Below are 22,241 nucleotides of genomic sequence, written 5' to 3'. Positions count from 1 at the left end.
CGTGCTGCCTGACACGAAGGTGTTGCCCGTCGCGTACAACCCTCCCGGGGGGAGACGTGTCCAACTGGCGTGGCAGAGGTACTCGAATTCACCGCCGTACGAGCGAGGGGCACAGCCCTGCGTCCGCCCCGCCGCCCCCGCATGTCTGGCGTGCCCGGCGGCATGCCGGTGATCGCCCCCATGCCCGCAGCGCGGCCCGCCCGCATACCCAGCCAGCGTGAGAACGCCGAGGAGACGACGGCCGCCGGCACCACGGTGGACCATCTCACCGAGACCTACCGCGCCCACTACCGCTCCCTCCTCGGGCTCGCGGCACTCCTCCTCGACGACACCGCCTCCTGCGAGGACGTCGTCCAGGAGGCGTTCATCCGCGTCCACTCCGCGCGCAAACGCGTCCGCGACCCGGAGAAGACGCTCGCCTATCTGCGCCAGACGGTGGTCAACCTCTCCCGTTCGGCGCTGCGCCGCCGCATCCTCGGCCTCAAGCTGCTCTCCAAGCCGATGCCGGACATGGCGAGCGCGGAGGAGGGCGCCTACGACCAGCTGGAGCGCGACTCGCTGATCCGGGCCATGAAGGGCCTGCAGCGCCGCCAGCGCGAGGTGCTGGTGCTGCGCTACTTCGCGGACATGACCGAGGCCCAGGTCGCCGAGACGCTGGGGATATCGCTCGGGTCGGTGAAGGCGTACGGATCGCGTGGCATCGCCGCGCTGCGTACCGCCATGGGAGCGCCGGCATGAGCGAGCACGAGGAGCGGCGGCGCCCTGCCGTCCCGGGACGCGACTCCCACGAACGACACGAGCCCGATGTGTGGCACGAGCCGACGGACCGGTCCGCGCCCCACGAGGACGACCACGAGCAGCATGCTGGGAACGGAACTGTGAACCACCGCCCCGACGACCAGGGCCGCCAGGAAGCCCGGCCGGAGCACACCGCTCCCGACGAGCCCACCGCCGACCGCTTCGCAGGGGCGCCCGGCGGCCTCGAGAGCCGCACGGGCGGGCCCGGCGCCGGCCCGGACGGCCCGGAGACCCGGTTCGGCCCGGAGGAACTGGCGCTGCGGCGGATGCTCCACCACGCGGTGGACGACATCGAGCCGCGCGACGGCACCCTGGACCATCTGCGGCGCGCGGTGCCCGCCCGGCGGGCGCGCAAGCGGCAGGCCCTGGTCGGCATGGCGGCCGCCGCCCTGTTCATCGGCACGGCGATCCCCGCCCTCGTGCACGTCTCCGACGCCACCGGCTCCGACGCCGATCCCTCGATCGCCGGTCAGGCCTCGCAGGCCCAGCAGGGCACCGAGCAGGGCAAGGGCCCGGACGGCGGCTCCAGCGGCTCGGTCGGCTCCGGCGGCACCACCAAGGGCACGGACCAGGGCGGCCAGAAGGACAAGGGCGACAAGAGCAAGGGCGCGCCCGGCGGAGCCACCGGCGGGGTCAACCCGACGGCCTCCGCGGCGAGCGCCCCCGAGTGCACGGGAGCCCAGCTCGGCGGCGCGACCGCCACCGCGGGCGCACCGGACTCCACCGGGACGGTCTACGGCGCGTTCCGCGTCACCAACGTCTCCACCACCCCCTGTACGGTCTCGGCCGGCGGCAGCGTCTCCACGACCCCGCAGGGCGCGGCGGAAGCCTCCAAGATCAGCGTGGCGAACCATGTCGCGGGCGACGCGGCCACCGGGCTGCCCGACCCGTCCCAGCAGGCCACCTCGCTGGTGCTCAAGCCCGGCGCGGCCTACGAGGTCAAGTTCGCCTGGGTCCCGTCGGAGACCTGCCCCACCACGGGCGGCGGCACCGGAGGACCCTCACCGGACCCGAGCCCCTCGGACAGCACCGGTACGAGCGGCGGCACGACCCCTGAGGGCGGCGGCACCGGAGTGGCACCGCAGCTGATGACGGAGGACGGCGCCGTGGCCGACGGCAGCGTGGTCGTCTCCCACACCCCGGAGACCGGCTCCGGCACCGCCACGACGACGGTCCCCAACGCCTGCGCCGGCACGGTCTACCGCACGGGGATACTTCCGGCGTCCTGAGCCTGTCGCGGGCGCCCGGGACGCCCGGGGCGGCTGGTCCCGCCGGGGTCCCGTGGCCGGGGGCTGACCGGCTCGGCTGGTCCGGCCGCCCGGAGCCGACTGGTCCCGGCTGCTCGGGCCTCAGGTCGCGGCGGTCCGGGGCTCGCTCTCGGCGGCGGCCTTCTCGTCCTCGGCGGCCTGCTCGTCCTCGGCCGTTTCCGGCTCCGCCGGGGACGTCGGGCCTCCGGCCCCCGGCCCCTCCGTGACGAGGCCCAGTTCCGCGTCCCGGGCGTACTCCACCTCGCGGCGCAGCAGCCGGAACCACATGAAGACCGTGAAGCCCGCGAAGACGAACCACTCGCCCGTGTAGCCCAGGTTCTGGAACGCCTTCAGATCCAGTCCGGTGTTCTGGGGCACCGTCGCCGGCACCGCCCGCATCCCGCTGTCGGCCGTGTCGAGGGTGATCCAGGCGTCGTAGAGGCTGTACGGCACGAGGTTGACCAGGGACGCCGCGCTGATCGCGGCGGTCTCGTCCGGGGGGAGCCCCCCGCCCCCTCCCACCCCGTTCGACCCCGGGCTCTCCGACGCCTGCAGCGCACCCGTGACGGTGACCTCGCCGGTCGGCGCGGCCGGCGCCTTCGCGGAGCTCGCGTCACCCGGCAGCCAGCCCCGCACGACCGGCAGGGCACGGCCCCCGTCGGTGCGCAGCAAGGTCAGCACATAGAAGCCCTGCTTGCCGTCCAGCACCCGGTCCGGCACCAGCAGCTGCTTGCCGTACCGCCCGGTGGCCGTGGTCCGCTTCCCGGACGTGCCCTGGTCGACGGGCAGCAGCTCCTGAAGCGGCCGGGCGGCTTCCTTGCGGTCCGCCGAGACCTGCTCGCTCGCCCTCTGCTGCTCGTGCATCCGGGCCTCGAACCGGCTCAGCTGCCATGACCCCATGAAGATGCAGAAGGGGATGGCCAGCAGCACGAAGACGTTGATCCCCCACCAGCGGGGCGTCAGCAGAAACCGGTACACGCCCTCCACGGTACGGTGCCGCGTTCGGGCGCCCGCCCGTGGGGCCCGGCGTACGAGGCTCGCGCGCCCTCCTCGTACGCCGGACCGGGCACCTGAGTCCCGCCTGTCAGCCCTCCAGATGGCGCTGCGCGAAGTCCAGTTCCAGCCGCACCTGCTTGATCCGCTCGTCGACCACCAGGGAGCCGTGTCCCGCGTCGTACCGGTACACCTCGTGCACGGCCTTGCGTGAGGTGAGCCGGGCCACGTAGTTCTCGACCTGGCGGATCGGGCAGCGCGGGTCGTTCACCCCCGCCGAGATGTACACCGGCGCCTGCACCGCGTCGACGTACGTCAGCGGCGACGACGCCTCGAACCGCTCCGGCACCTCCTCGGGCGTGCCCCCGAGCAGGGTCCGGTCCATCGCCTTCAGCGACTCCATCTCGTCGTGGTATGCCGTCACATAGTCCGCGACCGGCACCGCCGCGATCCCGATCGTCCATGCCTCCGGCTGGGTGCCGAGCCCGAGCAGGGTCAGATACCCGCCCCAGGAGCCGCCGGTCAGAACCAGCCGCTTCGGGTCGGCGAGTCCGGACGAGACCGCCCAGTCCCGCACCGCCGCGATGTCCTCCAGCTCGATCAGCCCGACCCGGTGCTTGAGGGCGTCCGTCCACTCGCGTCCGTACCCCGTCGAACCCCGGTAGTTGACCCGCACCACCGCGTATCCGTGGTCCACCCAGGCCGCCGGGCCCGCCGCGAACGCGTCGCTGTCGTGCCAGGTGGGACCGCCGTGGATGTCGAACACCGTCGGCAGCGGCCCGGTCGCCCCGGCCGGCTTCTGCACCAGCGCGTGGATACGGCCGCCCGGGCCCTCCACCCAGACGTCCTCCACCGGAACCGACCCCGGCGACTTCATCCCGGGCGGATCCAGCACGACCTCGCCCGACGTCGACCGCACCACCGGCGGCTCGGCCGCCGACGACCACAGGAACTCCACGGTCCCGTCGGGGCGGGCCGTCGCGCCGGACACCGTGCCCGGCGGCGTGGGCACCCGCACCAGCTCGTGCGTCGCCAGGTCGTACCGCAGCAGTTCGCTGCGGGCTTCGAAGCTGTGCATGATCAGCAGCGCGGAGCCGTCCGGATACCACTCGGCGGCCACGTCGCCCGGAAGCTCCAGCGCCAGGTCCGTCTCTTCGCCCGAGGCGACGTCCCACACCAGCGGCTCCCACCGGCCGCGCCGCTGGTGCCCGACCAGCAGGCGGGTGTCCCCGTCGATCGGCGCGAAGCCCAGCACCTCCAGGCCCAGCTCGACCCTGCCACCCTTGGTGTCGTCGAGCTCTCCCACCGACGAGCCGTCGGGCCGCAGCACGCGCAGGGCCGAGTGCATCGCGTCGCCGTGCTCGGTGTGCTCGACGGCGATCAGCGCACCGTCGTGCGAGAGGGCGCCCACGCCGGCCGACTCGCGGTGCCGGTAGATCTCGACCGGGTCCTGGCCGGTCCGTGCCAGATGGATCGTCGAACCGTCCTCGTCGGTCGAGCGGCCCACGACCGCCGTCCGCCCGTCCCGCGCGATCACGAGCCCGGCCGGGTACGACGGTGCGAGACCGGGAGCCGCCGGCTCGTCGGGCCCGGAGTCCGCACCCGAGGCGCCGGGGGTGAACCGCTGGCGTCTCCAGATGCCGAACTCGTCCCCGTCGGTGTCGTCGAACCACCAGATCCACTCGCCGTCCGGTGAGAGCGCCCCGTCCGTCGTGCCGTTCGGCCGGTCCGTGACCTGGCGCTGCTCGCCCGTGGTGCGGTCCCACGCGTACAGCTCGTACGTCCCCGTCGCGTTGGAGACGAACAACGCGCGGTGCGGCGCGTCCTCCGCCCAGTCCGGCAGTGACACCCGCGGCGCCCGGAAGCGCTTCTCCCAGTCCGGCATGTCCTCGCCGCGCTCGGGCGAGGTGGACCCGTTGCTCTCAGTCATGGCCCCATAGTGCCTGGCTCGGGCGGCATCGTGCGGCCGAGGTCCCCAGCCTGTGGAAAACTCTTCGGGGGAACGCTCTGACCAGGCACGACCGCACGACTGCATGGCCGCACCACCGAAGCCTCCCGGCCGCCGCCCCGACCCCCTCGTGCCACCCGGCGCCCCCGCCCCGCCGGACCGCGCCCAAGCCCCGCCCGGCGCCCCCGCCCCGCCTAAGCCCCCGCCCCCTCGCGCCGCCTGCGCCCCAGGAGCTCCGCCAGGCCGCGGCGCGTAGCGGCCAGGACCACCCGGTCCTCCGGCCGCAGGACATAGGTGGGCGGCAGGTCCCAGACCAGCCCGGAGGGACGGCCCGGACCGCCCGTCTCGGGGTCCGGCGCCAGGGCCCGCTCGCCGGGTGCCGCGGTGTCCAGGGCGAGCACGCGCCAGGCCCCCGCCCGGAAGGCCTGCGCGACCGTCCGACCCTCCAGCTGCGGATGCCGGGCCACGTCCACGGCGGCGAACAGCAGCACCCGCCGCTCGACGGGGATAGCCCCCAGGATCTGCCGCCCCAGCATGGCCCCCGCGAACGCGGGCGCGGCCAGGTGCGACACGCTGCGGCTGCGGGTCAGGGCGTGCGGGTGGGCGGCGCGCAGGGTGCGGTACACGGCGGTCGCGAAGTCGTCGTCGTACAGACGCAGGACGACCCGCAGATCGGGCCGCACGGAGCGGGCGTAGAGGACGGCCTCCAGGTTGGTGGTGTCGGCGCTGGTCAGCGCGAGCAGCGCATGCGCCCGGTGGATCTTGGCGGCCTCCAGGACGCCTTCCTGTGTCACGTCGCCGAGTACGACCGGCACCCGCAGCCGCCGGGCCGTGGCGAGGCCACGCGCCTCCGGATCGCCCTCCACGCACACCACGGGGATCTTCAGCTCCCGCAGCCGGGTGAGCACCCGCGTGCCGATCTTGCCGACGCCGAGCAGCACCACATGGCCGGACAGCCCGCGTGGCGGCCTGCGCAGCGCGGTCCCGCTGCGGAAGGTGCCGAGCGCCTCCAGGACGGCCGCCACCAGCACGGGCAGCAGCAACAGCCCCACGAGACCGGACAGCAGTTGCAGGATCTGACGTCCCGCGGGCTCCCCGATGGCCGGGTTGTTGATCGCGAACAGATCGAGCAGCGTCAAGTACGTGGCACGCAGCGGACGTTCCCCGGTGACCGCCATCGACGCGATGGCCAGCGCCACGACACAGCCGACGATTCCCGCGAACGACCAGCGCAGCCGTCGTGAGACCAGCGAGCCCAGGGGGACGACGCTGCGTCCGGTGGGCAGCGCGGGACCCGCGTAGGAGACGGTCTCCAGGACGACCGTGCCGCGTCCGGTGGCCCCGGCGATCGCCCGTTCGTCGGGCAGGAGTTGCGGCCCCTGCTCGCCGCTGCCCTCGGAGCCGTCGGCACCGGCGGGATCGCTCGCCGTCGCCGACAGCAGTGCCAGGGTGCACAGTCCGGGGTCGGCGACCTCGCCGGGGCGCGGCGGCGGGCGTTCCACGGCCCGCAGCATCAGCCCGTCGGTCTGCACCACCTTGGTGGTGCCGGCCACCGCCGTCGCCGCCAGCGCGGGCGCGGCGGTGTCGGCGTCGGACAGGACGGTCGTGGACGTGTCGAACGGCTCGGCCTCCCCGTCGGTCCCGCCGGAGGCCAGCGTCGCCGCCTGGTCGAGGAGCGCCTCGATGTGCTGCCCGAGCCGCCGGTTGTAGAGCCGCAGCACGAGCCGGAGGCGCGGGTTGAGGCGGCGGGCGGTGAGCGCGGCACGGATGTTGGTCTCGTCGTCGTCGTAGACGAGCGCGAGGGCCGTCGCCCGCTCCACCCCGGCCTCGGCGAGCACGGCATCGGAGGCCTCCGAGGCCTCCAACAGCCGTACCGCGCCGGGCGGCTGGGAGGTGCGGACGCCCCCGGCGCCGGCGGTGCGACCGTCCGCGCCGTTGCCGTTGCCGTTGCCCGCCGCGCGCGTCACGGCGGCGGAGACCCGGTCGAGCAGCGCGGAGGCGCGGGCACGGCCCACCACCGGCTGCCGGGCGACCCGTGTGGCGGGTGGCACGACGAGTGTCACCTGCTCGTCGTACACCCCGCGCAACTCGGCGGCCAGCCGGTGCGCGAGTCCGTCGTCCCCGCACACCACCATGTGCGCGACCGCGTCGCTCGACCCGTTCTGTTGCGGAACGCCTGCCACGAGGAGAAAGACTGCCCTATGGACAGGCCGGTTCCACAGGGGCGGGGGAGCTTCCGAGCAGGATCTCCCCATGAGCCCCTCCGTGGCGGGTCTTTCGGAGCGCCCCTCCCCGAAAGGCTTCGGCGCCTTTCCTGAAAAGGCGGCGACCGCCCCCGCGATCCGGTGTCATCCGAACGGGTAATCGTGCTGGACAAGGCAGCGATCCGTGCATTTTCTGAGTCATACTCGTGGTGTTCCCGCTCTGTGTCGTGCTGTGTTCCGTGCGAGGAATGCGGAGGTCGTCACATCCGAATACGCAGGCCCGGATGGGTGGCATCGGCTCCACGGGCCGGACCGTTCCCTGAGGGGGTCCGTCATGGCCGTGGAAATTCCGCCCCTGGTAAATCCCTCACGGCTCAGGAGCCGAGGGGGCCTTTTCGGTGAATGCCTCGCGGAATTCCTGGGGACGTGCGTCCTTGTGTCGTTCGGGTGCGGTGTGGTGGCCATGGCGGTCGCCGCGCTGCCGGGTTCGGGCCGCACGGCCGGTCCCACCACCTTCTTCCTGGGCGCCGGTGACTGGCTCCTCATTTCCTGGGGCTGGGCGCTCGCCGTGACCTTCGGGGTGTACGTGGCCGGCGGCGTCAGCGGCGCGCACCTCAACCCGGCGGTGACGCTGGCCTTCGCGGTGCGCCGCGGGTTCTCCTGGCTCAAGGTGGTTCCGTACATGGCGTCGCAGCTGGTCGGCGCGTTCGCCGGGGCCGCGCTGGTGTACGGCGTCTACCACGACGCGATCAACACCTTCGACCGCGCCATGACGGGCCCGAAGACCAACGGGCACACCCTCGCGTCCTTCTCCATCTTCGGCACGTTTCCCGCGGCCTACTATCAGGGCGGAATCTGGGGCCCGCTCGTGGACCAGATCGTCGGTACGGCCTTTCTCGTCATGTTCATCGTGGCGGTCGTCGACCGGCGCAACACGGCCGTGCAGGCCAATCTCGGCCCCCTGGTGATCGGCTTCGCGGTCGCCGCCATCGGCATGTCCTACGGAGCGAACGCCGGCTACGCCATCAACCCCGCCCGGGACTTCGGCCCGCGTCTGTTCACCTGGCTCGCGGGCTGGCAGGACCTCGCGTTGCCCGGCACCCTCGCGGGGTCCTTCAGCGACTACTTCTGGATCCCCGTCGTCGGACCCCTCATCGGCGGAGTGACCGGGGTGCTCGTCTACGACCTCTTCATCGGCGACATCCTGCACACCCGGTCGCAACTGGCCGAACCCCCGGAGATCGGCCGGACCCGCCCCGAGACGGACTAGGTGTGCTGCGAAAGTCCCGCCCCGAGACGGACTGGGTGTGCTGCGAAAGTCCCGCCCGCGCCCCCGCCCCTTGCCGCCGCCGTAGGTGCCGTCTACTTTTGAATCTGACGCTCCGTCAGATTTTGAGGGGGAGAAGCAGTGGGAACGGAAGGCAGCACAAAGGACCTGCCCAAGGTCATCAGCGTGGACGATCACGTGATCGAGCCCGCGCACCTCTTCGAGACCTGGCTCCCGGCCAAGTACCGGGACCGAGGGCCGAAGCCCCTCACCGCCGGCATCGGTGACCTCCAGTACGTCGGCGGCAAGTACCGGTTCACCACCGACCCGGAAGGCCAGATCACCGACTGGTGGCAGTACGAGGGCGAGCTGTTCCCGTACAAGCGCATCATCGCGGCCGTCGGCTTCTCCCGGGACGAGATGACCCTCGACGGCATCACCCGTGAGCAGATGCGGCGCGGCTGCTGGGACCCCAAGGCCCGGCTGGAGGACATGGACCTCAACCATGTCGAGGCATCGCTCTGCTTCCCGACCTTCCCGCGCTTTTGCGGACAGACCTTCGCGGAGGCCGGCGACAAGGAGGTCGCGCTCGCCTGTGTCCGCGCCTACAACGACTGGATGGTCGAGGAGTGGTGCGGCGACAGCGGAGGACGGCTGGTCCCGCTGTGCCTGATACCGCTCTGGGACATCGACCTGGCCGTCGCGGAGATCCGGCGCAACGCCGCACGCGGCGTCCGGGCCGTGACCTTCAGCGAGATCCCGACCTATCTGGGCCTTCCGTCGATCCACTCCGGCTACTGGGACCCGTTCTTCGCGGCCTGCGAGGAGACCGGGACCGTCGTCAACATGCACATCGGGTCGTCGTCGCAGATGCCCGCCGCGTCCCCCGACGCCCCGCCCGCCGTCCAGGCGTCGCTCAGCTTCAACAACGCGATGGCGTCGATGATGGACTTCCTCTTCTCCGGGGTCCTCGTGAAGTTCCCCCGGCTCAAGCTCGCCTACAGCGAGGGGCAGATGGGCTGGATCCCGTACGCCCTGGAGCGCGCCGACGACGTGTGGGAGGAGCACCGGGCCTGGGGCGGGGTCAGGGACCTGATCCCGGAGCCGCCGTCGTCGTACTACTACCGGCAGATCTTCTGCTGCTTCTTCCGCGACAGGCACGGCATCGAGGCGATCGACACCGTCGGCGTGGACAACGCGACCTTCGAGACCGACTACCCGCACGTCGACTCGACCTGGCCGCACACCCGGCAGGTGGCGGCGGAGCATGTGGCCGGACTGCCCGCCGACGTGACGTACAAGCTGCTGCGCGGCAACGCCATCAGGATGCTGGACCTGCCCTTCGACCGATGAGCCGGCTACCCGTCCACCCGGCTCACCACCTCTCCAGGGGCGTGGTGAAGACCAGCTCCGTGCGGTCGCCGGGCAGCGTGACATCACAGACGTCCACCACCCGGCCGTCGATGTCGTACGACGTCTTCCGGAGGAGGATCACCGGCGTGCCCGGCGGCAGCTCCAGCTCCTCGGCCTCCTGCGGAGTCGGCGGGCGTGCCGTGATCCGTTCCTCGACCCGCTCCACCTCGATGCCCACCGTGAACAGCTGGTTCTGGGTGCTGCCGGGCCAGGGCTCGTTGCGCTCGTCCAGGAGATCCGGGTTCGCGGCGACCAGTTCGCGGACCAGATACGAGGTCACCAGGCCGAACGGGGCTGACCCCGACACACACCGCGTCCGGTAGGTCCGTTCGACGAGCGCGGTGCCCTCGGGCACCCCGAACGCCTCCGCCAGCTCCGGGGGCGCCTCGATCTCGCGGTATCTCGCCCGGATCGTGAGGTCCTGGCGCCTCAGGCCGGTGTCGTGTTCCGTGGCGCCGGTCCGGGCGCGCTCGGCCAGGGGCTCGCGCGCCCGGTTCTTCTCCCACTGATGGCGCCCGTTGTCGCGGACGACCGCGATGCGCGGGCGGCGCCGGAGATCGTCCGCGATCCCCTCGTACGGCTTGGGCACGGGTGCTCCCCGATCCGGGGTCTGGGGCCCGGCGCGGCGGCGGGCGGGGCCGGCCGACGGCCGGAGATCAGCGTACGACCGCCCGAGGGCCCGGCCGGTGGAGCGCGCCGGTCGTCGGGAACCGCGTCCTCGGAAGGGCCCGCACCCGGGCATGGAAGCGCCCGACCGCTGGCGACGGGGGATGCACCAGCGATCGGGCTGTGGTCCAGCGTAACAACGCCGCTCGGGCAGCGGGAGCCGACTGCTCGGCCGTAGCGGCGAGTTGTGAGCGGGATCACGTGACATCCGCCCGTGGGCCGCCCGGCACCCTCACCCGCCGCAGGGCGGTCTGTACGAGAGCCGGGGCAGATACTCGTGCCACCGCTGCGGGGTCAGCACGCCTCGGGTGACCGAGCAGATGTGCTGGATCGCCTCGTCGGAGTCCAGGCGCCACAGACGGATCGTGTCCGAGCCGCTCGACACCCCGAGCACATGGCTGTTGGGGCTGAAGGACAGGAAGTTGCCCGTCTTGGCGTAGGGACTCATCGACTGGCCGATGGGGGTGGCCGACTGCGGCCGGGCGACGTCCCACAGCCGTACGGTGTTGTCGTTGCCGCCGCTGGCCAGGGTCTGCCCGGACCTGCTGAACGTCAGCGACGTGACCGCCTCGGTGTGGCCGGTGAGCGGGGGACCCAGCTCGCTCGCCGTGTGCGGGTCGGTGACGTTCCAGAGCCGTACGGTGTCGTCGTCGCTGCCGCTGGCCAGCGTATGGCCGTCGGGGCTGTAGACGAGCGCGTTGATCGGCCCGGAGTGCTCGGTGAGCGGTTCGCCGAGCGGTGCCACATGAGCGGGGTCGGTCACGTCCCAGAGCCGTACGGTGCTGTCCGCGCTGCCGCTTGCGAGCGTATGCCCGTCCGGGCTGAAGGAGAGGGCGTTGATGAAGCCCCGGTGCCCGGTGAGCGGCTTGCCGAGCGCGACGGCGCGGGAGAGGTCGCTGACGTCCCACAGCTGGATGGTGCGTTGGTCGTAGGCGGTGGCCAGGACCCGTCCGTCAGGGCTGTACGCCAGGGCGTACGACCCCATGAACCGGGTCCTCAGGGGCAGGCGCGGCCCGGTGGCGACCGGACGGGTCGGATCGGTGACGTTCCACAGGTACACCGACTCCTTGTCGGTCAGCACCACGAGCGTGCGGCCGTCGGGGGAGAACACCAGCGACCGCTGGCCGCCGTCGGCGGGCATGAAGGGCTTGCTCATGAGCTGGGGGTGGCCGGGGACCGCCACGTTCCACAGCCGGATCCTGCCGTCGCTCGCGACCGTGGCGAGCAGTTTGCCGTCCGGGCGGAACACCCCGTTGCGGCCGGCCATGTCCGAGGCCGGGATCGACCACAGACGGACCTTGCTGTCACCGCTGCCGGTGGCGAGCGTACGGCCGTCCGGACTGAACCCCAGGGCGTACATCTCGCCGCTGCCGCCCGCGAGCGGCTCCCCGACCTGCGAGGGCCAGTTCGGGTCGCTGACGTTCCACAGACTCGCCGTGCTGTCCGCGCTCGCGGCGGCGAGCCGCCCCCCGTCGGGGCTGAAGGCCACGGACCAGATGGCCCCCGTGTGGCCGGTGAGCGGCGAGCCGATCGACTCCGCGTGCCTGGGGTCGGAGACGTTCCACAGCCGGATGGTGTCGTCGGCGCTGCCGCTGGCGAGCGTGTGCCCGTCGGGGCTGAAGGCCACCGAGTGCACCAGGTCCGTGTGGCCGGTGAGCGTCCGCAGCCGCACGGGGTGGCGTGGATCGGCCATGTTCCACAGCTGGATGGTGTCGTCGTCGCCCCCCGCCGCGAGCATGCGCCCGTCGGGGCTGAACGCCACGCAGCGCACGGCGGCCGTGTGACCGCCCAGCGAGGCGAGCGGCTTCGGTTTGCGCGGGTCGGCCACGTTCCACAGGCGTACGGTGCGGTCCTCGCCGGCGGAGGCCAGCGTGTGCCCGTCCGGGCTGAAGGCGATCAGATAGATCGTGCCCTCATGGCCCGTCAGGGGCGCGCCGAGAGATGTGGGACGGGCGGGATCGGTCACGTCCCACAGCCGGATCGTTCCGTCGTCCCCGGCGCTGGCGAGGGTGTGCCCGTCCGGGCTGAAGACGGCACTGCTCACCCAGCTCGTGTGACCCGTGAGGGGCTTGCCCAGCGGCTCGGGGCGGCTGCGGTCGGCCACGTTCCACAGCCGGACGGTCCGGTCGTAGCTGGCCGTGGCCAGGAGCTTGCCGTCGGGGCTGAACGAGGTGAGGTAGACCGCGCCGTGGTGACCGAGCAGGGGAGTGGCCAGGGGCGCGTTCACGATCGAGATCAGCCTGCTGTACGTGCCCTTGTCGTCCGGCCGCAGGTCGTGCGCGACCAGGTCGAGCTGGGCGGCCAGCGACGGATCCGTGTGCTGGACCCGGTCCGCCTCCGCGAGCACCTGCTCGAACACGGCGTCGTCCCGCTGCCGCCACGCGACCACCGCAGAACCGGCCGCGAGCACCGCGAGCACGACCAGCGCGGCTACGGCGGCACGGCTGATCAGGACCGTACGCCGGCGCAGCCTGACCGAGGCGGCCAGGAACTGCACGGCGCTGCGGGTCAGATAGGTGTCCCCGGCGGACTTCGCCCAGCCGCGGGCCTGTTCGAGCCGGGAGCCGCGGTAGAGCAGCGAGTTGTCCCGGTCCGAGACCTCCCAGGCCCGGCCGTCCTCCTCCAGCCGCTGCCGCAGCAGATTGCCGTTCCGGTCCTCGTCGATCCAGTCCCGCAGCCGGGGCCAGGCGTGGAGCAGCGCCTCATGGGTGATCTCCACGGTGTCCGCGTCGAGGGTCACCAGCCGGGCCTGCACCAGCGCTTCGAGGGACTCCTCCGTCTTGCCGGGGTCCGTCGACTCCTGTGACAACTGGCGCCGTGTGCCCCGGCGACGGGTGGCCTGGGTGTCCTCCCCGAGCCGCACCAGCCTGAGCAGGAGCAGCCGCGCGGCCGTGCGTGCCGCCGGGTCCAGACTGGACCAGGCCCGCTCGGCGGTCGCCGCCACCGCGCCCTGGATCCCGCCCGCCGCGCGGTAGCCGGCCAGCGTCAGCCGTACCCCTTTGCGGCGCTGCCAGGTGGCGAGCAGGGCATGGGACAGCAGCGGCAGAACCCCCGCGTTGTGGGCGCCGCGCGGGCCGTCCGCACCCACCTCACGGAGGATCAGCTCCGCCAGTCCCGGTTCCAGTTCGAGTCCCACGGCCTTGGCCGGACCCGTCACCGCATCGCGCAGCTCCGCGGTGGTCAGCGGGCCGAGCAGCATATGGCGGTGCTGCAGGGCGTCGGACAGTTCGGGGTGGCTGAGGCACTGCTCGTAGAAGTCGGCGCGGATGCCGAGGAGTATCTGCACCGGGGCCCGCTCGCCGGGACCGGCCGGTGAGCAGGCGGCATGGAGCAGATGGATGAAGATGCGCCGGTCCACCTCGTCGGCGCAGAGGGTGAACGTCTCCTCGAACTGGTCCACGATGAGGACCGGCCGGGCGGACGGGGACGCCGTACGCCCAGCCCAGGCCGCGACGGCCTCCCGCACGGCGTGCGGGAAGTGCGGAGCGCAGGCGTCCTTGAGGGCGGGGCCCATGGTCGCGGGGTCCTTGGTCACGGGTTCCCTGGAGGCCGCGTCTCGCGCCGCCGCTTCCCGCGCGGCAGCTGACGACGCGACGTTCGCCCTCGCGTCGGCTATCACGGGCGCAAGTTCCGGGACCTGCCGGACCAGTTGCCCGAGCGGATCGCTTCCAGGTACGAGCTGCAGGACCTCTCGCGCCCGGCTGCCCTCGTCGCTCAGCACGCGGTTCTGCAACGCGGGCACCAGACCGGCGTTCAGCAGGGACGATTTTCCCGCTCCCGAGGCGCCCACGAGCATGACCAGCCCGCCGGACTCCTCCGCCGCGCCGAGCTGGGCGACGAGCGCCTCCGTGCACCGCTCCCGGCCGAAGAACCATCCGGCGTCCTGCCGCCGGTACGCGGCCAGACCCCGGTACGGGCACACTCCGCTGACGTCCGGGGCCTCGGCCGGAGGCCGTTCCTCCCCTTCGAGGGCCGTCTCGGGCCGTTCGCCGGCCGGATCGGCCACCGCCCGCTCCCACAGACGCTGCCACTGGGCCACGTCGTACAGGCCCTTGGACACCGGAGCGGGCCGCGCGCGCCGCGCCTGGGGTATCAGGACGTGCAGCACCGCGGCGAGCACGGCGAACTGGGCCGGCACGTTCTTGGCCCGCCGCCAGTCGCTGATGCGCTGCGCCGACACCCGTACGGGTCGCCCCCGTTCGTCGGCCCGCTGCAGTCGGTAGACCGCTTCGGCCACGCGCTTGAGAGGAGGGTTGCCAGCCTCCTTGTACAACAACGCGAGACGTTCCGCGAAGGCTGTGCGTGCCCCTGAGTCGGAGCTCAAGGCCTTCTCTCCTTACTTCCCCCGCAGCTGGACATCCGGACCGGAAAACTCACTTTATACGGCTGACCTGCGATGAAGCTGCCGGTTTGACATCGGAGCCTCCTCGGGGGGACCTACCGACTGGCAGGATCATGACCCAGAGCGCACCAAAGCGCATCGTCAGGAACAAGCCACTGGCCCGGCGTTCGAGAGTCACCTCACGACGCACGTTCTCGGTCGCCTCCGCCGCAGTGACGGGGTGGAGGCGACGGTCTGGCCGCGGGAGCCGAAGCGATCCGTGGAGCCGGGATGCATCCCGGACACCGCTGTCGCGTCGGTCACGGATCCGGCCTCCCGCCGATCCGCGCCGTTCGGTACCGGTCCCCACGAGGGGAGGGACCGGTACCGAGCGCCGCGATGCACATGGCTTCGGCCTCAACTCACCGCTCACCCTGGCAGCCACCCCACTTCTCCGTCTCCGGACCCGCCCACGTCGTGGCCGGCCCCCGGCAACCCGGCGCCGACCGGAGCCGACCGCTCACTGAGTTGGACGCCTACGGAGGCCAGAGGTTGATCGGAGCCAGTGCCCCGCCTGTTGGGGTACTAGAGGTCGAGCACGACTTCGGTGGTCGGCTCGCTGCAGCAGACGAGGATGGTGCCGGCTTCGGGCAGTTCGAGGGGCGGGGTGGTGTAGGTGATGTCGCCTGACACAAGGTGGGTGATGCAGGTGTGGCAGACGCCCGTACGGCAGGACCAGCGGGTCGGGATGTCACAGGCCTCGGCGAGGTCGAGCAGCGAGCCGTGAGCGGGTGTCCAGGGGGTGGTGACGCCGCTGCGGGCGAAGGTGACGGAAGGGCCGGTGCCCGGCGGCCCGGGCGGCTGATGGGGCCGGACCGCGGCAGTGGGCGCCACGCCGGGATTGATGGCGGGGAGCGCGCTGAACCGTTCCGTGTGGATCCGCTCGGGACGCAGACCGTGATCCCGTAGATAACCGCCGAAGTCGTCCATGAAGGCGGTCGGTCCGCAGAGGTAGGCGTCGGCGTCGGTGGGGATGCCCACGGCCGCGGGCGACGAAGGGGCCGGGCGGCCCTGGGTGACGTCGGGCTCGCCGGGACGGAGGGCGGCCTCCGCGGTGTAGTAGATGTGCTGGTGGGCGTGGGGGAGTTGGGCCAGCAGCGCCCGGACCTCGGCGGCGAAGGCATGATGGGCGCGGTCGTGGGCGATGTGGATCCACCAGACGGGGCGTGTGTCCCGTGCCGCGGCGAGCTGGTGCAGCATGGCGAGTACGGGAGTGGCGCCGATCCCCGCGGAGACGAGGACGACCGGGCGGGTGCCCCCTTCGAGCACGAACGTCCCGCGTGGGCTGGCGACGTCCACGAGATCCCCGGGGCGCAGCGTGCTGTGGATGAAGCCGCTGACCTTCCCGTGGGGCTCGTGTTTGACGCTGATGCGATAGGTGCCCGCGGTGGGGGTGGAGGACAGGGAGTAGCTGCGCACGGCGGGGGCCGCTTCGCCGACGGCGAGACGGAGGGAGAGGTACTGTCCGGCGCAGGCCTCGGGCAGGGGCCTGTCGTCGGTGGTGTCGAGATATAGCGACGAGACGGTGGGGGTCTCGGAGACGATACGGGCGACGCGCATGGTCTTGAAGCCCGGCCATCCCGGTTCTTCCCGGGGCTGCCGGCAGGCGGTGAGTTCGCCCGGCCATCCCGGTTCCTGCTGGGGCTGCCGGGTGGCGGCGAGTTCGCGGAAGGACTGCTGCCATCCGGGGCTGAGGGCGGGGATGTTCAGCGCCTTGCGCAGCTTCGCGGGGTCGCGGTCGGGGAGGTAGAGCAGCGCGTCGGTGTCGGCGACGCTGAGTTCCTCGGGACCCTTGCGGATCAGGGTGATCTCGTCACCGGCCTGGACGCGCCCCTCGCTGAGGACACGCAGATAGAAGCCGGGGCGGTGGCGGGCGACCAGCTGGGCGGCCATGGTGGGTTCGCCCAGGCGCATCCCGACGCGATAACAGGTGACGCGCGGCTGGGTGACCTCGAACTCGGCCTCGCCGATGCGGTAGCGGTCACCGATGCACACCTCGTCGTCGGGCAGGCCGTCGACGGTGAAGTTCTCCCCGAAGACGCCGAACGTCAGGTCGTCCCGGCCGAGTTGCTTCTGCCAGTACTGGTAGGACTGCAACTGGTAGACGAGAACGGCACGGATCTCGCCGCCGTGCCCGGCCAGATCGCCCTGCCCGTCACCCTCGACGTTCAGCCGCCGCACCATCCGCGAGCCGTGCACGGGCGACTTCCAGGCCCCGGTGTGGACGGTCCTGCCCTGCCAGGGGACGTCCTTGGGCATTCCCACGTTGACGGACAACAGCGTCGCCATTGCGGACCTCCTGCGCCGAGCCCCCACTTTTCCTGAGGGAACCCGCTCCTTGCGCACGGCGCAAGGCGACGGACCGTGCCGTGCCGCACCCGGACGATCACATGGAGTATCCGGCGGAGGCCCGTCCCGGAGGCGTCACTCGCCCGCGGTGTCGCGGGTCCGCTGATAGTGGCGCCGCGCCTTCATGCGGTTGCCGCAGACGGCCATCGAGCACCAGCGGCCCTTGTTGGTCTTGCTGCGGTCGATGAGGAACAGCCGGCACTCCGGGTTGGCGCACGCTCGCAGCCGGCCGGGCATCGCCTCCTGGAGCCCGCTCCACGCCATGACCGCCTCCACCGCCATCCGGCGCTCCGCAGGGGTGTCCAGCTCCCACGACACCCCTGCGGGCATGAGGTGCGGACGGGACGTGACGTCCTTCAGGAGCGGGGCCAGCGACGCGGCGGGCCGGGTGCCGCGCACCACGTCCTGGAGGGCGTCACGCGCCTGAAGAAGGTGCCGGTGCTCCTCTGCCGTACCGCTGCCGCCGTGGGCCTGCTGCCAGGACCTGGCCGCTGCCGGATCCGCCAGCTGGTCCTGGACCACGCCGTTGACCACCGGCGTGCTGTTGAGGAGCTCCAGCAGAACGTCCTGCCGCGCCCGCTGCTCTTCCCGGTCGTCCGTCACCGCGCCTCCTAACCGCACAAGCCTGCTAGACAGGTTACCCGGCCGCCGGGGCTGCGCCGACTGCGCTGGCTGCCGACCGCCCGCGGACGGAGGCTTGAGAGAGGAGATGGCACCTTCAGTCTAACCTCGATGTCCATCTTGACAGGTTAGAGGGGGCGTGCTCGACTGGATGGGATAACCAGTAAAAACTTCCAGAAGGGTTAGGGATATGGGCTCCCCAGTCCACCACCGCCCCGCCACCGTCAACGGTCTCGACGTCTTCTACCGGGAGGCCGGCGACCCTGCGGCACTCGCCGTCGTACTCCTCCACGGCTTCCCGACCAGCTCGCACATGTTCCGCCACCTGATCCCGGCGCTCGCCGACCGATACCACGTGATCGCCCCGGACCACATCGGCTTCGGCCAGTCCGCGACGCCCGCTCCGCAGGACTTCCCGTACACCTTCGAGGCCCTCACCGAGGTCACCGCCGGCCTGCTCCAGCACCTGGGCATCGACCGGTTCGCGCTGTACGTGCAGGACTACGGCGCCCCCATCGGCTGGCGGCTCGCCCTCCAGGCCCCGGACCGCATCACGGCGATCATCACCCAGAACGGCAACGCCTACGAGGAGGGGTTCGTGAAGCCCTTCTGGGACGGCGTCTTCGCCTACGCCAAGGACCCGGCACCGGAGAACGAGGCCGCCATGCGGAGCGCCCTGACACCCGAGACCACCCGCTGGCAGTACCTGAACGGTGTCGCCGACCCGAGCCTGGTCAGCCCCGACAACTGGGTCCACGACCAGGCACTGCTGGACCGCCCCGGCAACGCCGAGATCCAGCTCAGGCTCTTCCGCGACTACCCCGCCAACGTGGACCTCTATCCGCAGGTCCACCGGTACTTCCGCGACTCCCGGGTCCCGCTGCTGGCGGTCTGGGGCGCAAACGACGAGATCTTCGGCCCCGACGGCGCCACGGCGTTCGCCCAGGATCTGCCCGATGCCGAGATCCATCTGCTGGACTCCGGGCACTTCGCCCTGGAAAGCCACCTCGACACCATCACCGAGCACATCCGCGGCTTCCTCGCCCGCGTCCTCCCCTGACTCCTGACGACCACCCGCCGTCCCGCACCCGGAAGGAACCCGCCATGGGACTGTCCTGGCAGCAAGGCCCCCTCTCCACCGGCGCGATCGGACACTTCCTCACCCCTGAGCCCCTGCCCGAACGCCTCCTGTTCGCCGAACCGCTGCGCCGCCGTGTGCGCGTGAGGTTCAACGGCACCTGGATCGCCGACAGCGAACACGTCCTCCTGCTGCATGAACCGGGCCGCTACCCCGTCGCCTACTTCCCCCGCGAGGACGTCGACGAACAGGCCCTGGTCGCGTCCGAGAAGGTCACCCACCACAAGGACCTCGGCGACACCCGCCTGGTACGCGGCGCGCGCGGGTGACCGCACCACGGAGCGCGCCGCCTGGGAGTTCACCGCTCTGCCCGGGCACGCCGCCGAACTCCAGGGCCGTATCGCCTTCGCCCGGCGCGCGATGGACGCGTTCTACGAAGAGGACGAACGCATCCTCGGCCACGCCGCGGACCCCTACCACCGCATCGACATCCGCGAGACCTCCCGCACGCTGGAAGTCCGCCTGGACGACACGGTCGTCGCCCGCTCCGAGCACCCCGTGGTCCTCTACGAGTCCGGATTCGCCCCACGCTGGTACGTCCCCCGCGCCGACATCGACGAGACCCGGCTACGCCCCGTGGAAGGCCAGACCTTCTGCCCCTGCAAGGGCCTGTGCGACTACTACGACATCGGCGACGCCCACCGCGCCGCCTGGTCGTACCCCGACGCCTACCGGCAGGTCGAGCGGATCACCGGCCTGGTCTCCTTCGAACCGGACAAGACCGAGGTCCATCTCGACGGCAAACGCCTCGAACCGGAACCGGGCCAGTACGTCATCCCCCACGACGCCGACCGCGGCCTGGACGCCGACGAACTCAAGTCCCGCTGACCGAAAGACCGTCGGACCGCGTCAGTCGGCGACGCGCGCACCGATGGCCCGGGCACGCCGTCGGACTTCGGGGCTGATGCCCTTGCGACGCGGCGAGGTCCTGGGGTCGTACGCGGTGGGCTGGACCGCCTGGCTGACGGCCGTCAGGTCCGGCCCGGCGACGACGCAGGCGAAGCGGGGATCACCCGCGTAGCAGAGTTCTCCCTCGAAGCCCTTGCGAACCTCGCGCCCACCGGGCTTCGTGGTGAGCCAAGTTGTCGCCCGTCAAGGAACGTTGTTGTCCCCTGCCGCACAACCAATCACGCTCATCGGCTGTCACACCCATGACATACGCTGCCGCTGGCAACCGCGCCCCGGTCATCACCGCACAGTTTCGGTCACGTCCGGGCGATGCGTGGCGCCATCGGCTCCCGGTCTCAGGCCGGGACTCCTCGTGGGGGTTACACAACTATGCGTAGGCGCAGTATCTCAACCGCGACGGCGCTTGCGGTTCTCTTCAGCTCGGCAGCGCTGAGCGTCGTCGCAGCCGGTACGGCCTCGGCGGCTCCCGCCCCCGTGTACGCGGTCGGCGGCTTCGTCGTCGACGGCGCGATAGGCCGGGTCTTCGTCGGTGACGCCGAGACCGGCAAGGTCTTCGCCGCCGACTACAGCGGCAACCAGGTCGGCGAGGCGGACGGCATCACCGACGTCACCGACCTCGCCCTGTCGGACGACGGCAGCACGCTGTACGCGGCCGCCTCGGGCAACCACCAGATCGTGGCGCTGGACGCGGCCACCCTGAACGTCAAGACCCGCTACACCGTGCCCACCACCACCGGTCCGACCCATGTGGCCGTGTCCGGCGGCAAGGTGTGGTTCACCTACGGCGACCAGTGGGACGGCAACCTCGGTTCGGTCGACCCGGCCGGCGACGGCACGGTGACGACGGGCCAGTACTCCGGCAAGCTCTGGGGCCAGGCGCTGCTCGACACGGACCCCGGCCGGCCCGGCGTCCTCGCCGTCGGTGAGACCGGCCTGTCCACCGACTCGATGGCCGTCCTCGACGTCTCCTCCGGCGCGCCGCAGCAGGTCGCGTACTACAACGGCGACTACTCGCTCAACAGCGGCATCCAGGACATCGACCTGGTGCCCGGCGGCACGCACGTGCTGGTCAACGGCACCGAGCGGCAGGCGTACGCGAACGGCAAGTTCACCGCCGACGGCGCCTACCCGAAGGGGACCGACGCCGACATCGCCCCGAACGGGCTGGTCGCCCAGGCGAACGGCGGCACCGTGTCGGTCTACCGGCCGGACGAGACCGTGCCGATCCGTACCTACGACACCGGCTCCAACGGGGCGAAGACCCCGCTGGCCTGGTCCCCGGACTCCACCGAGCTGTTCGCCCTCGTCGGCACCAACAACGGCTGGGTCGTCACCCCGCTCGGCAACCCGGCGCTGGAGCAGCCCACCCTGACGGTGCACGCTCCGTCCACCGCGACCGGCGGCAAGCAGCTCACGGTCTCCGGCACGCTGTCGACGTCGACTCAGCTGCCCGCCGGCACCGGGCTGACGGTCGTTCGCACCGACGCGGAGAGCCCGAAGGGCACGGTGCTGCCGGCCGTCACCGTGCAGGCCGACGGCTCGTACTCCTTCACCGACACCCCGCACGCCGGCGGCACCGCCACCTACAAGGTCTCCTACGCGGGCGACGGCACCCACGCGGCGGCCACCGCGACCGCTCAGGTCAAGGTCTCCTTCGCGACGCCGAGCGTAACCCTGAGCAACAACGGCAAGGTGTACGACTACAACAAGGCCGTCACCTTCACCGCGCACCTCGGCTCGACGTACAAGAACCGCACGGTCGAGATCTGGGCCAACCCCTACGGCGCCGACAAGCCCAACAAGCTGGTGAAGAGCGGCACCGTCGACTCGGGCGGCAACCTCTCCGTCACCATCAACATGGTCCGGGACACGGACGTCACCGCCGTCTTCAAGGGCGACACCCGCACCGCGGCCAAGACGGTGAAGTCCACGGCGTACGCGCACGTGGCCGACTCCCTCGCGGTCTCCCGGCAGTACAAGACGGCGAAGATCGGCACGACCCTCTACTACTGGTTCCACAAGAACGTCGAGCCCCAGTTCACCACGACCATGACCTACTACCCGGGCCGCAAGCAGCGCCTCGAACTGCAGGTCTACGTCAACGGCAAGTGGGAGTCGGGCGGTTCCGGTTACTTCAGCCTGGGCACGAACGGCAAGTCCGTCGTCCACATCCCGGCTCCCGGCAGGTCCGGCGTCAAGGCGCGGGTGCGGTCCTCGTACATCGACGGCACGTCCGGCGACACCGTGAACACGACGACGTACGGGTCCTGGAAGTACCTGTACTTCACCAACTAGCCCTACACGGCA

General features: G+C 71.6%; 15 protein-coding genes. 8 read left to right on the top strand and 7 right to left on the bottom strand.

Annotation, left to right across the window (positions count from 1 at the left end; all coding sequences use genetic code 11):
• The first annotated feature begins 141 nt into the window (after window positions 1-141).
• Both ACFYX0_RS25725 and ACFYX0_RS25720 read left to right on the top strand, forming a co-directional pair.
• Window positions 142-738: a SigE family RNA polymerase sigma factor gene (locus ACFYX0_RS25725; RefSeq protein ID WP_388973441.1), complete on the top strand. Its 597-nt coding sequence runs from the start codon at window positions 142-144 to the stop codon at window positions 736-738.
• On the top strand, window positions 735-2,027 hold the full coding sequence (locus ACFYX0_RS25720) for a hypothetical protein (RefSeq protein WP_388973439.1): 1,293 nt from the start codon (window positions 735-737) through the stop codon (window positions 2,025-2,027). Before ACFYX0_RS25725 ends, ACFYX0_RS25720 begins: the two co-directional genes overlap by 4 nt.
• A gap of 120 nt (window positions 2,028-2,147) precedes the next feature.
• Here the strand turns inward: ACFYX0_RS25720 and ACFYX0_RS25715 are convergent, their stop codons facing one another.
• The 3 genes from ACFYX0_RS25715 to ACFYX0_RS25705 all read right to left on the bottom strand — a co-directional run bounded on the left by ACFYX0_RS25715 (window position 2,148) and on the right by ACFYX0_RS25705 (window position 7,121).
• A complete protein-coding gene (locus ACFYX0_RS25715; protein WP_388973437.1) occupies window positions 2,148-3,023 on the bottom strand; it encodes an SURF1 family protein in 876 nt (291 codons plus the stop codon).
• Window positions 3,024-3,129: 106 nt separating this feature from the next.
• Entirely contained in the window at window positions 3,130-4,968 is a 1,839-nt protein-coding gene (locus tag ACFYX0_RS25710; protein ID WP_355912352.1) for a prolyl oligopeptidase family serine peptidase, read from the bottom strand.
• Window positions 4,969-5,180: 212 nt separating this feature from the next.
• A complete protein-coding gene (locus ACFYX0_RS25705; protein WP_388973532.1) occupies window positions 5,181-7,121 on the bottom strand; it encodes an NAD-binding protein in 1,941 nt (646 codons plus the stop codon).
• Window positions 7,122-7,524: 403 nt separating this feature from the next.
• Here ACFYX0_RS25705 and ACFYX0_RS25700 point away from each other — a divergent pair, with 403 nt between their 5' ends.
• Window positions 7,525-8,460 carry an MIP/aquaporin family protein gene (locus tag ACFYX0_RS25700; RefSeq protein ID WP_388973435.1) on the top strand — a complete coding sequence of 312 codons (936 nt, stop codon included), beginning with the start codon at window positions 7,525-7,527 and terminating at the stop codon, window positions 8,458-8,460.
• A 138-nt stretch (window positions 8,461-8,598) separates the two neighbouring features.
• Window positions 8,599-9,810: an amidohydrolase family protein gene (locus ACFYX0_RS25695; protein ID WP_388973433.1), complete on the top strand. Its 1,212-nt coding sequence runs from the start codon at window positions 8,599-8,601 to the stop codon at window positions 9,808-9,810.
• 22 nt (window positions 9,811-9,832) lie between these two features.
• On the opposite strand, the gene ACFYX0_RS25690 is transcribed toward ACFYX0_RS25695, so the two are convergent.
• The 4 genes from ACFYX0_RS25690 to ACFYX0_RS25675 all read right to left on the bottom strand — a co-directional run bounded on the left by ACFYX0_RS25690 (window position 9,833) and on the right by ACFYX0_RS25675 (window position 17,869).
• Window positions 9,833-10,459 carry a GntR family transcriptional regulator gene (locus ACFYX0_RS25690; protein ID WP_388973431.1) on the bottom strand — a complete coding sequence of 209 codons (627 nt, stop codon included), beginning with the start codon at window positions 10,457-10,459 and terminating at the stop codon, window positions 9,833-9,835.
• Window positions 10,460-10,768: 309 nt separating this feature from the next.
• Window positions 10,769-14,860: an AAA family ATPase gene (locus ACFYX0_RS25685; RefSeq protein WP_388973429.1), complete on the bottom strand. Its 4,092-nt coding sequence runs from the start codon at window positions 14,858-14,860 to the stop codon at window positions 10,769-10,771.
• A gap of 582 nt (window positions 14,861-15,442) precedes the next feature.
• Window positions 15,443-17,206, bottom strand: a complete 1,764-nt coding sequence (locus ACFYX0_RS25680; protein ID WP_388973427.1) for an MOSC domain-containing protein — start codon at window positions 17,204-17,206, stop codon at window positions 15,443-15,445.
• Between the two features lie 135 nt (window positions 17,207-17,341).
• Window positions 17,342-17,869, bottom strand: a complete 528-nt coding sequence (locus ACFYX0_RS25675; RefSeq protein WP_388973425.1) for a CGNR zinc finger domain-containing protein — start codon at window positions 17,867-17,869, stop codon at window positions 17,342-17,344.
• Window positions 17,870-18,077: 208 nt separating this feature from the next.
• Between ACFYX0_RS25675 and ACFYX0_RS25670 the strand changes: the two genes are divergently transcribed.
• From ACFYX0_RS25670 to ACFYX0_RS25655, 4 genes are all read left to right on the top strand, one after another.
• Window positions 18,078-18,947, top strand: a complete 870-nt coding sequence (locus ACFYX0_RS25670) for an alpha/beta fold hydrolase (protein WP_388973423.1) — start codon at window positions 18,078-18,080, stop codon at window positions 18,945-18,947.
• Between the two features lie 44 nt (window positions 18,948-18,991).
• On the top strand, window positions 18,992-19,294 hold the full coding sequence (locus ACFYX0_RS25665) for a DUF427 domain-containing protein (protein ID WP_388973421.1): 303 nt from the start codon (window positions 18,992-18,994) through the stop codon (window positions 19,292-19,294).
• 91 nt (window positions 19,295-19,385) lie between these two features.
• Window positions 19,386-19,853 carry a DUF427 domain-containing protein gene (locus ACFYX0_RS25660; protein WP_388973419.1) on the top strand — a complete coding sequence of 156 codons (468 nt, stop codon included), beginning with the start codon at window positions 19,386-19,388 and terminating at the stop codon, window positions 19,851-19,853.
• Window positions 19,854-20,303: 450 nt separating this feature from the next.
• Entirely contained in the window at window positions 20,304-22,229 is a 1,926-nt protein-coding gene (locus ACFYX0_RS25655; RefSeq protein WP_388973417.1) for an Ig-like domain repeat protein, read from the top strand.
• Window positions 22,230-22,241: the final 12 nt, after the last annotated feature.

The organism is Streptomyces sp. NPDC002573, from assembly GCF_042889625.1.
GTDB classification, from domain to species: domain Bacteria; phylum Actinomycetota; class Actinomycetes; order Streptomycetales; family Streptomycetaceae; genus Streptomyces; species Streptomyces gibsoniae.
Note: the sequence above shows the minus strand (reverse complement) of the source record. Positions and strands in the feature narration are given on the sequence as shown.

Coding starts and splice junctions, on each gene's coding strand:
- ACFYX0_RS25725 (WP_388973441.1), top strand. CDS start 142: ATGTCTGGCGTGCCCGGCGGCATGCCGGTGATCGCCCCCATGCCCGCA.
- ACFYX0_RS25720 (WP_388973439.1), top strand. CDS start 735: ATGAGCGAGCACGAGGAGCGGCGGCGCCCTGCCGTCCCGGGACGCGAC.
- ACFYX0_RS25710 (WP_355912352.1), bottom strand. CDS start 4,968: ATGACTGAGAGCAACGGGTCCACCTCGCCCGAGCGCGGCGAGGACATG.
- ACFYX0_RS25705 (WP_388973532.1), bottom strand. CDS start 7,121: ATGGTGGTGTGCGGGGACGACGGACTCGCGCACCGGCTGGCCGCCGAG.
- ACFYX0_RS25700 (WP_388973435.1), top strand. CDS start 7,525: ATGGCCGTGGAAATTCCGCCCCTGGTAAATCCCTCACGGCTCAGGAGC.
- ACFYX0_RS25680 (WP_388973427.1), bottom strand. CDS start 17,206: ATGGCGACGCTGTTGTCCGTCAACGTGGGAATGCCCAAGGACGTCCCC.
- ACFYX0_RS25670 (WP_388973423.1), top strand. CDS start 18,078: ATGGGCTCCCCAGTCCACCACCGCCCCGCCACCGTCAACGGTCTCGAC.
- ACFYX0_RS25665 (WP_388973421.1), top strand. CDS start 18,992: ATGGGACTGTCCTGGCAGCAAGGCCCCCTCTCCACCGGCGCGATCGGA.
- ACFYX0_RS25660 (WP_388973419.1), top strand. CDS start 19,386: ATGGACGCGTTCTACGAAGAGGACGAACGCATCCTCGGCCACGCCGCG.
- ACFYX0_RS25655 (WP_388973417.1), top strand. CDS start 20,304: ATGCGTAGGCGCAGTATCTCAACCGCGACGGCGCTTGCGGTTCTCTTC.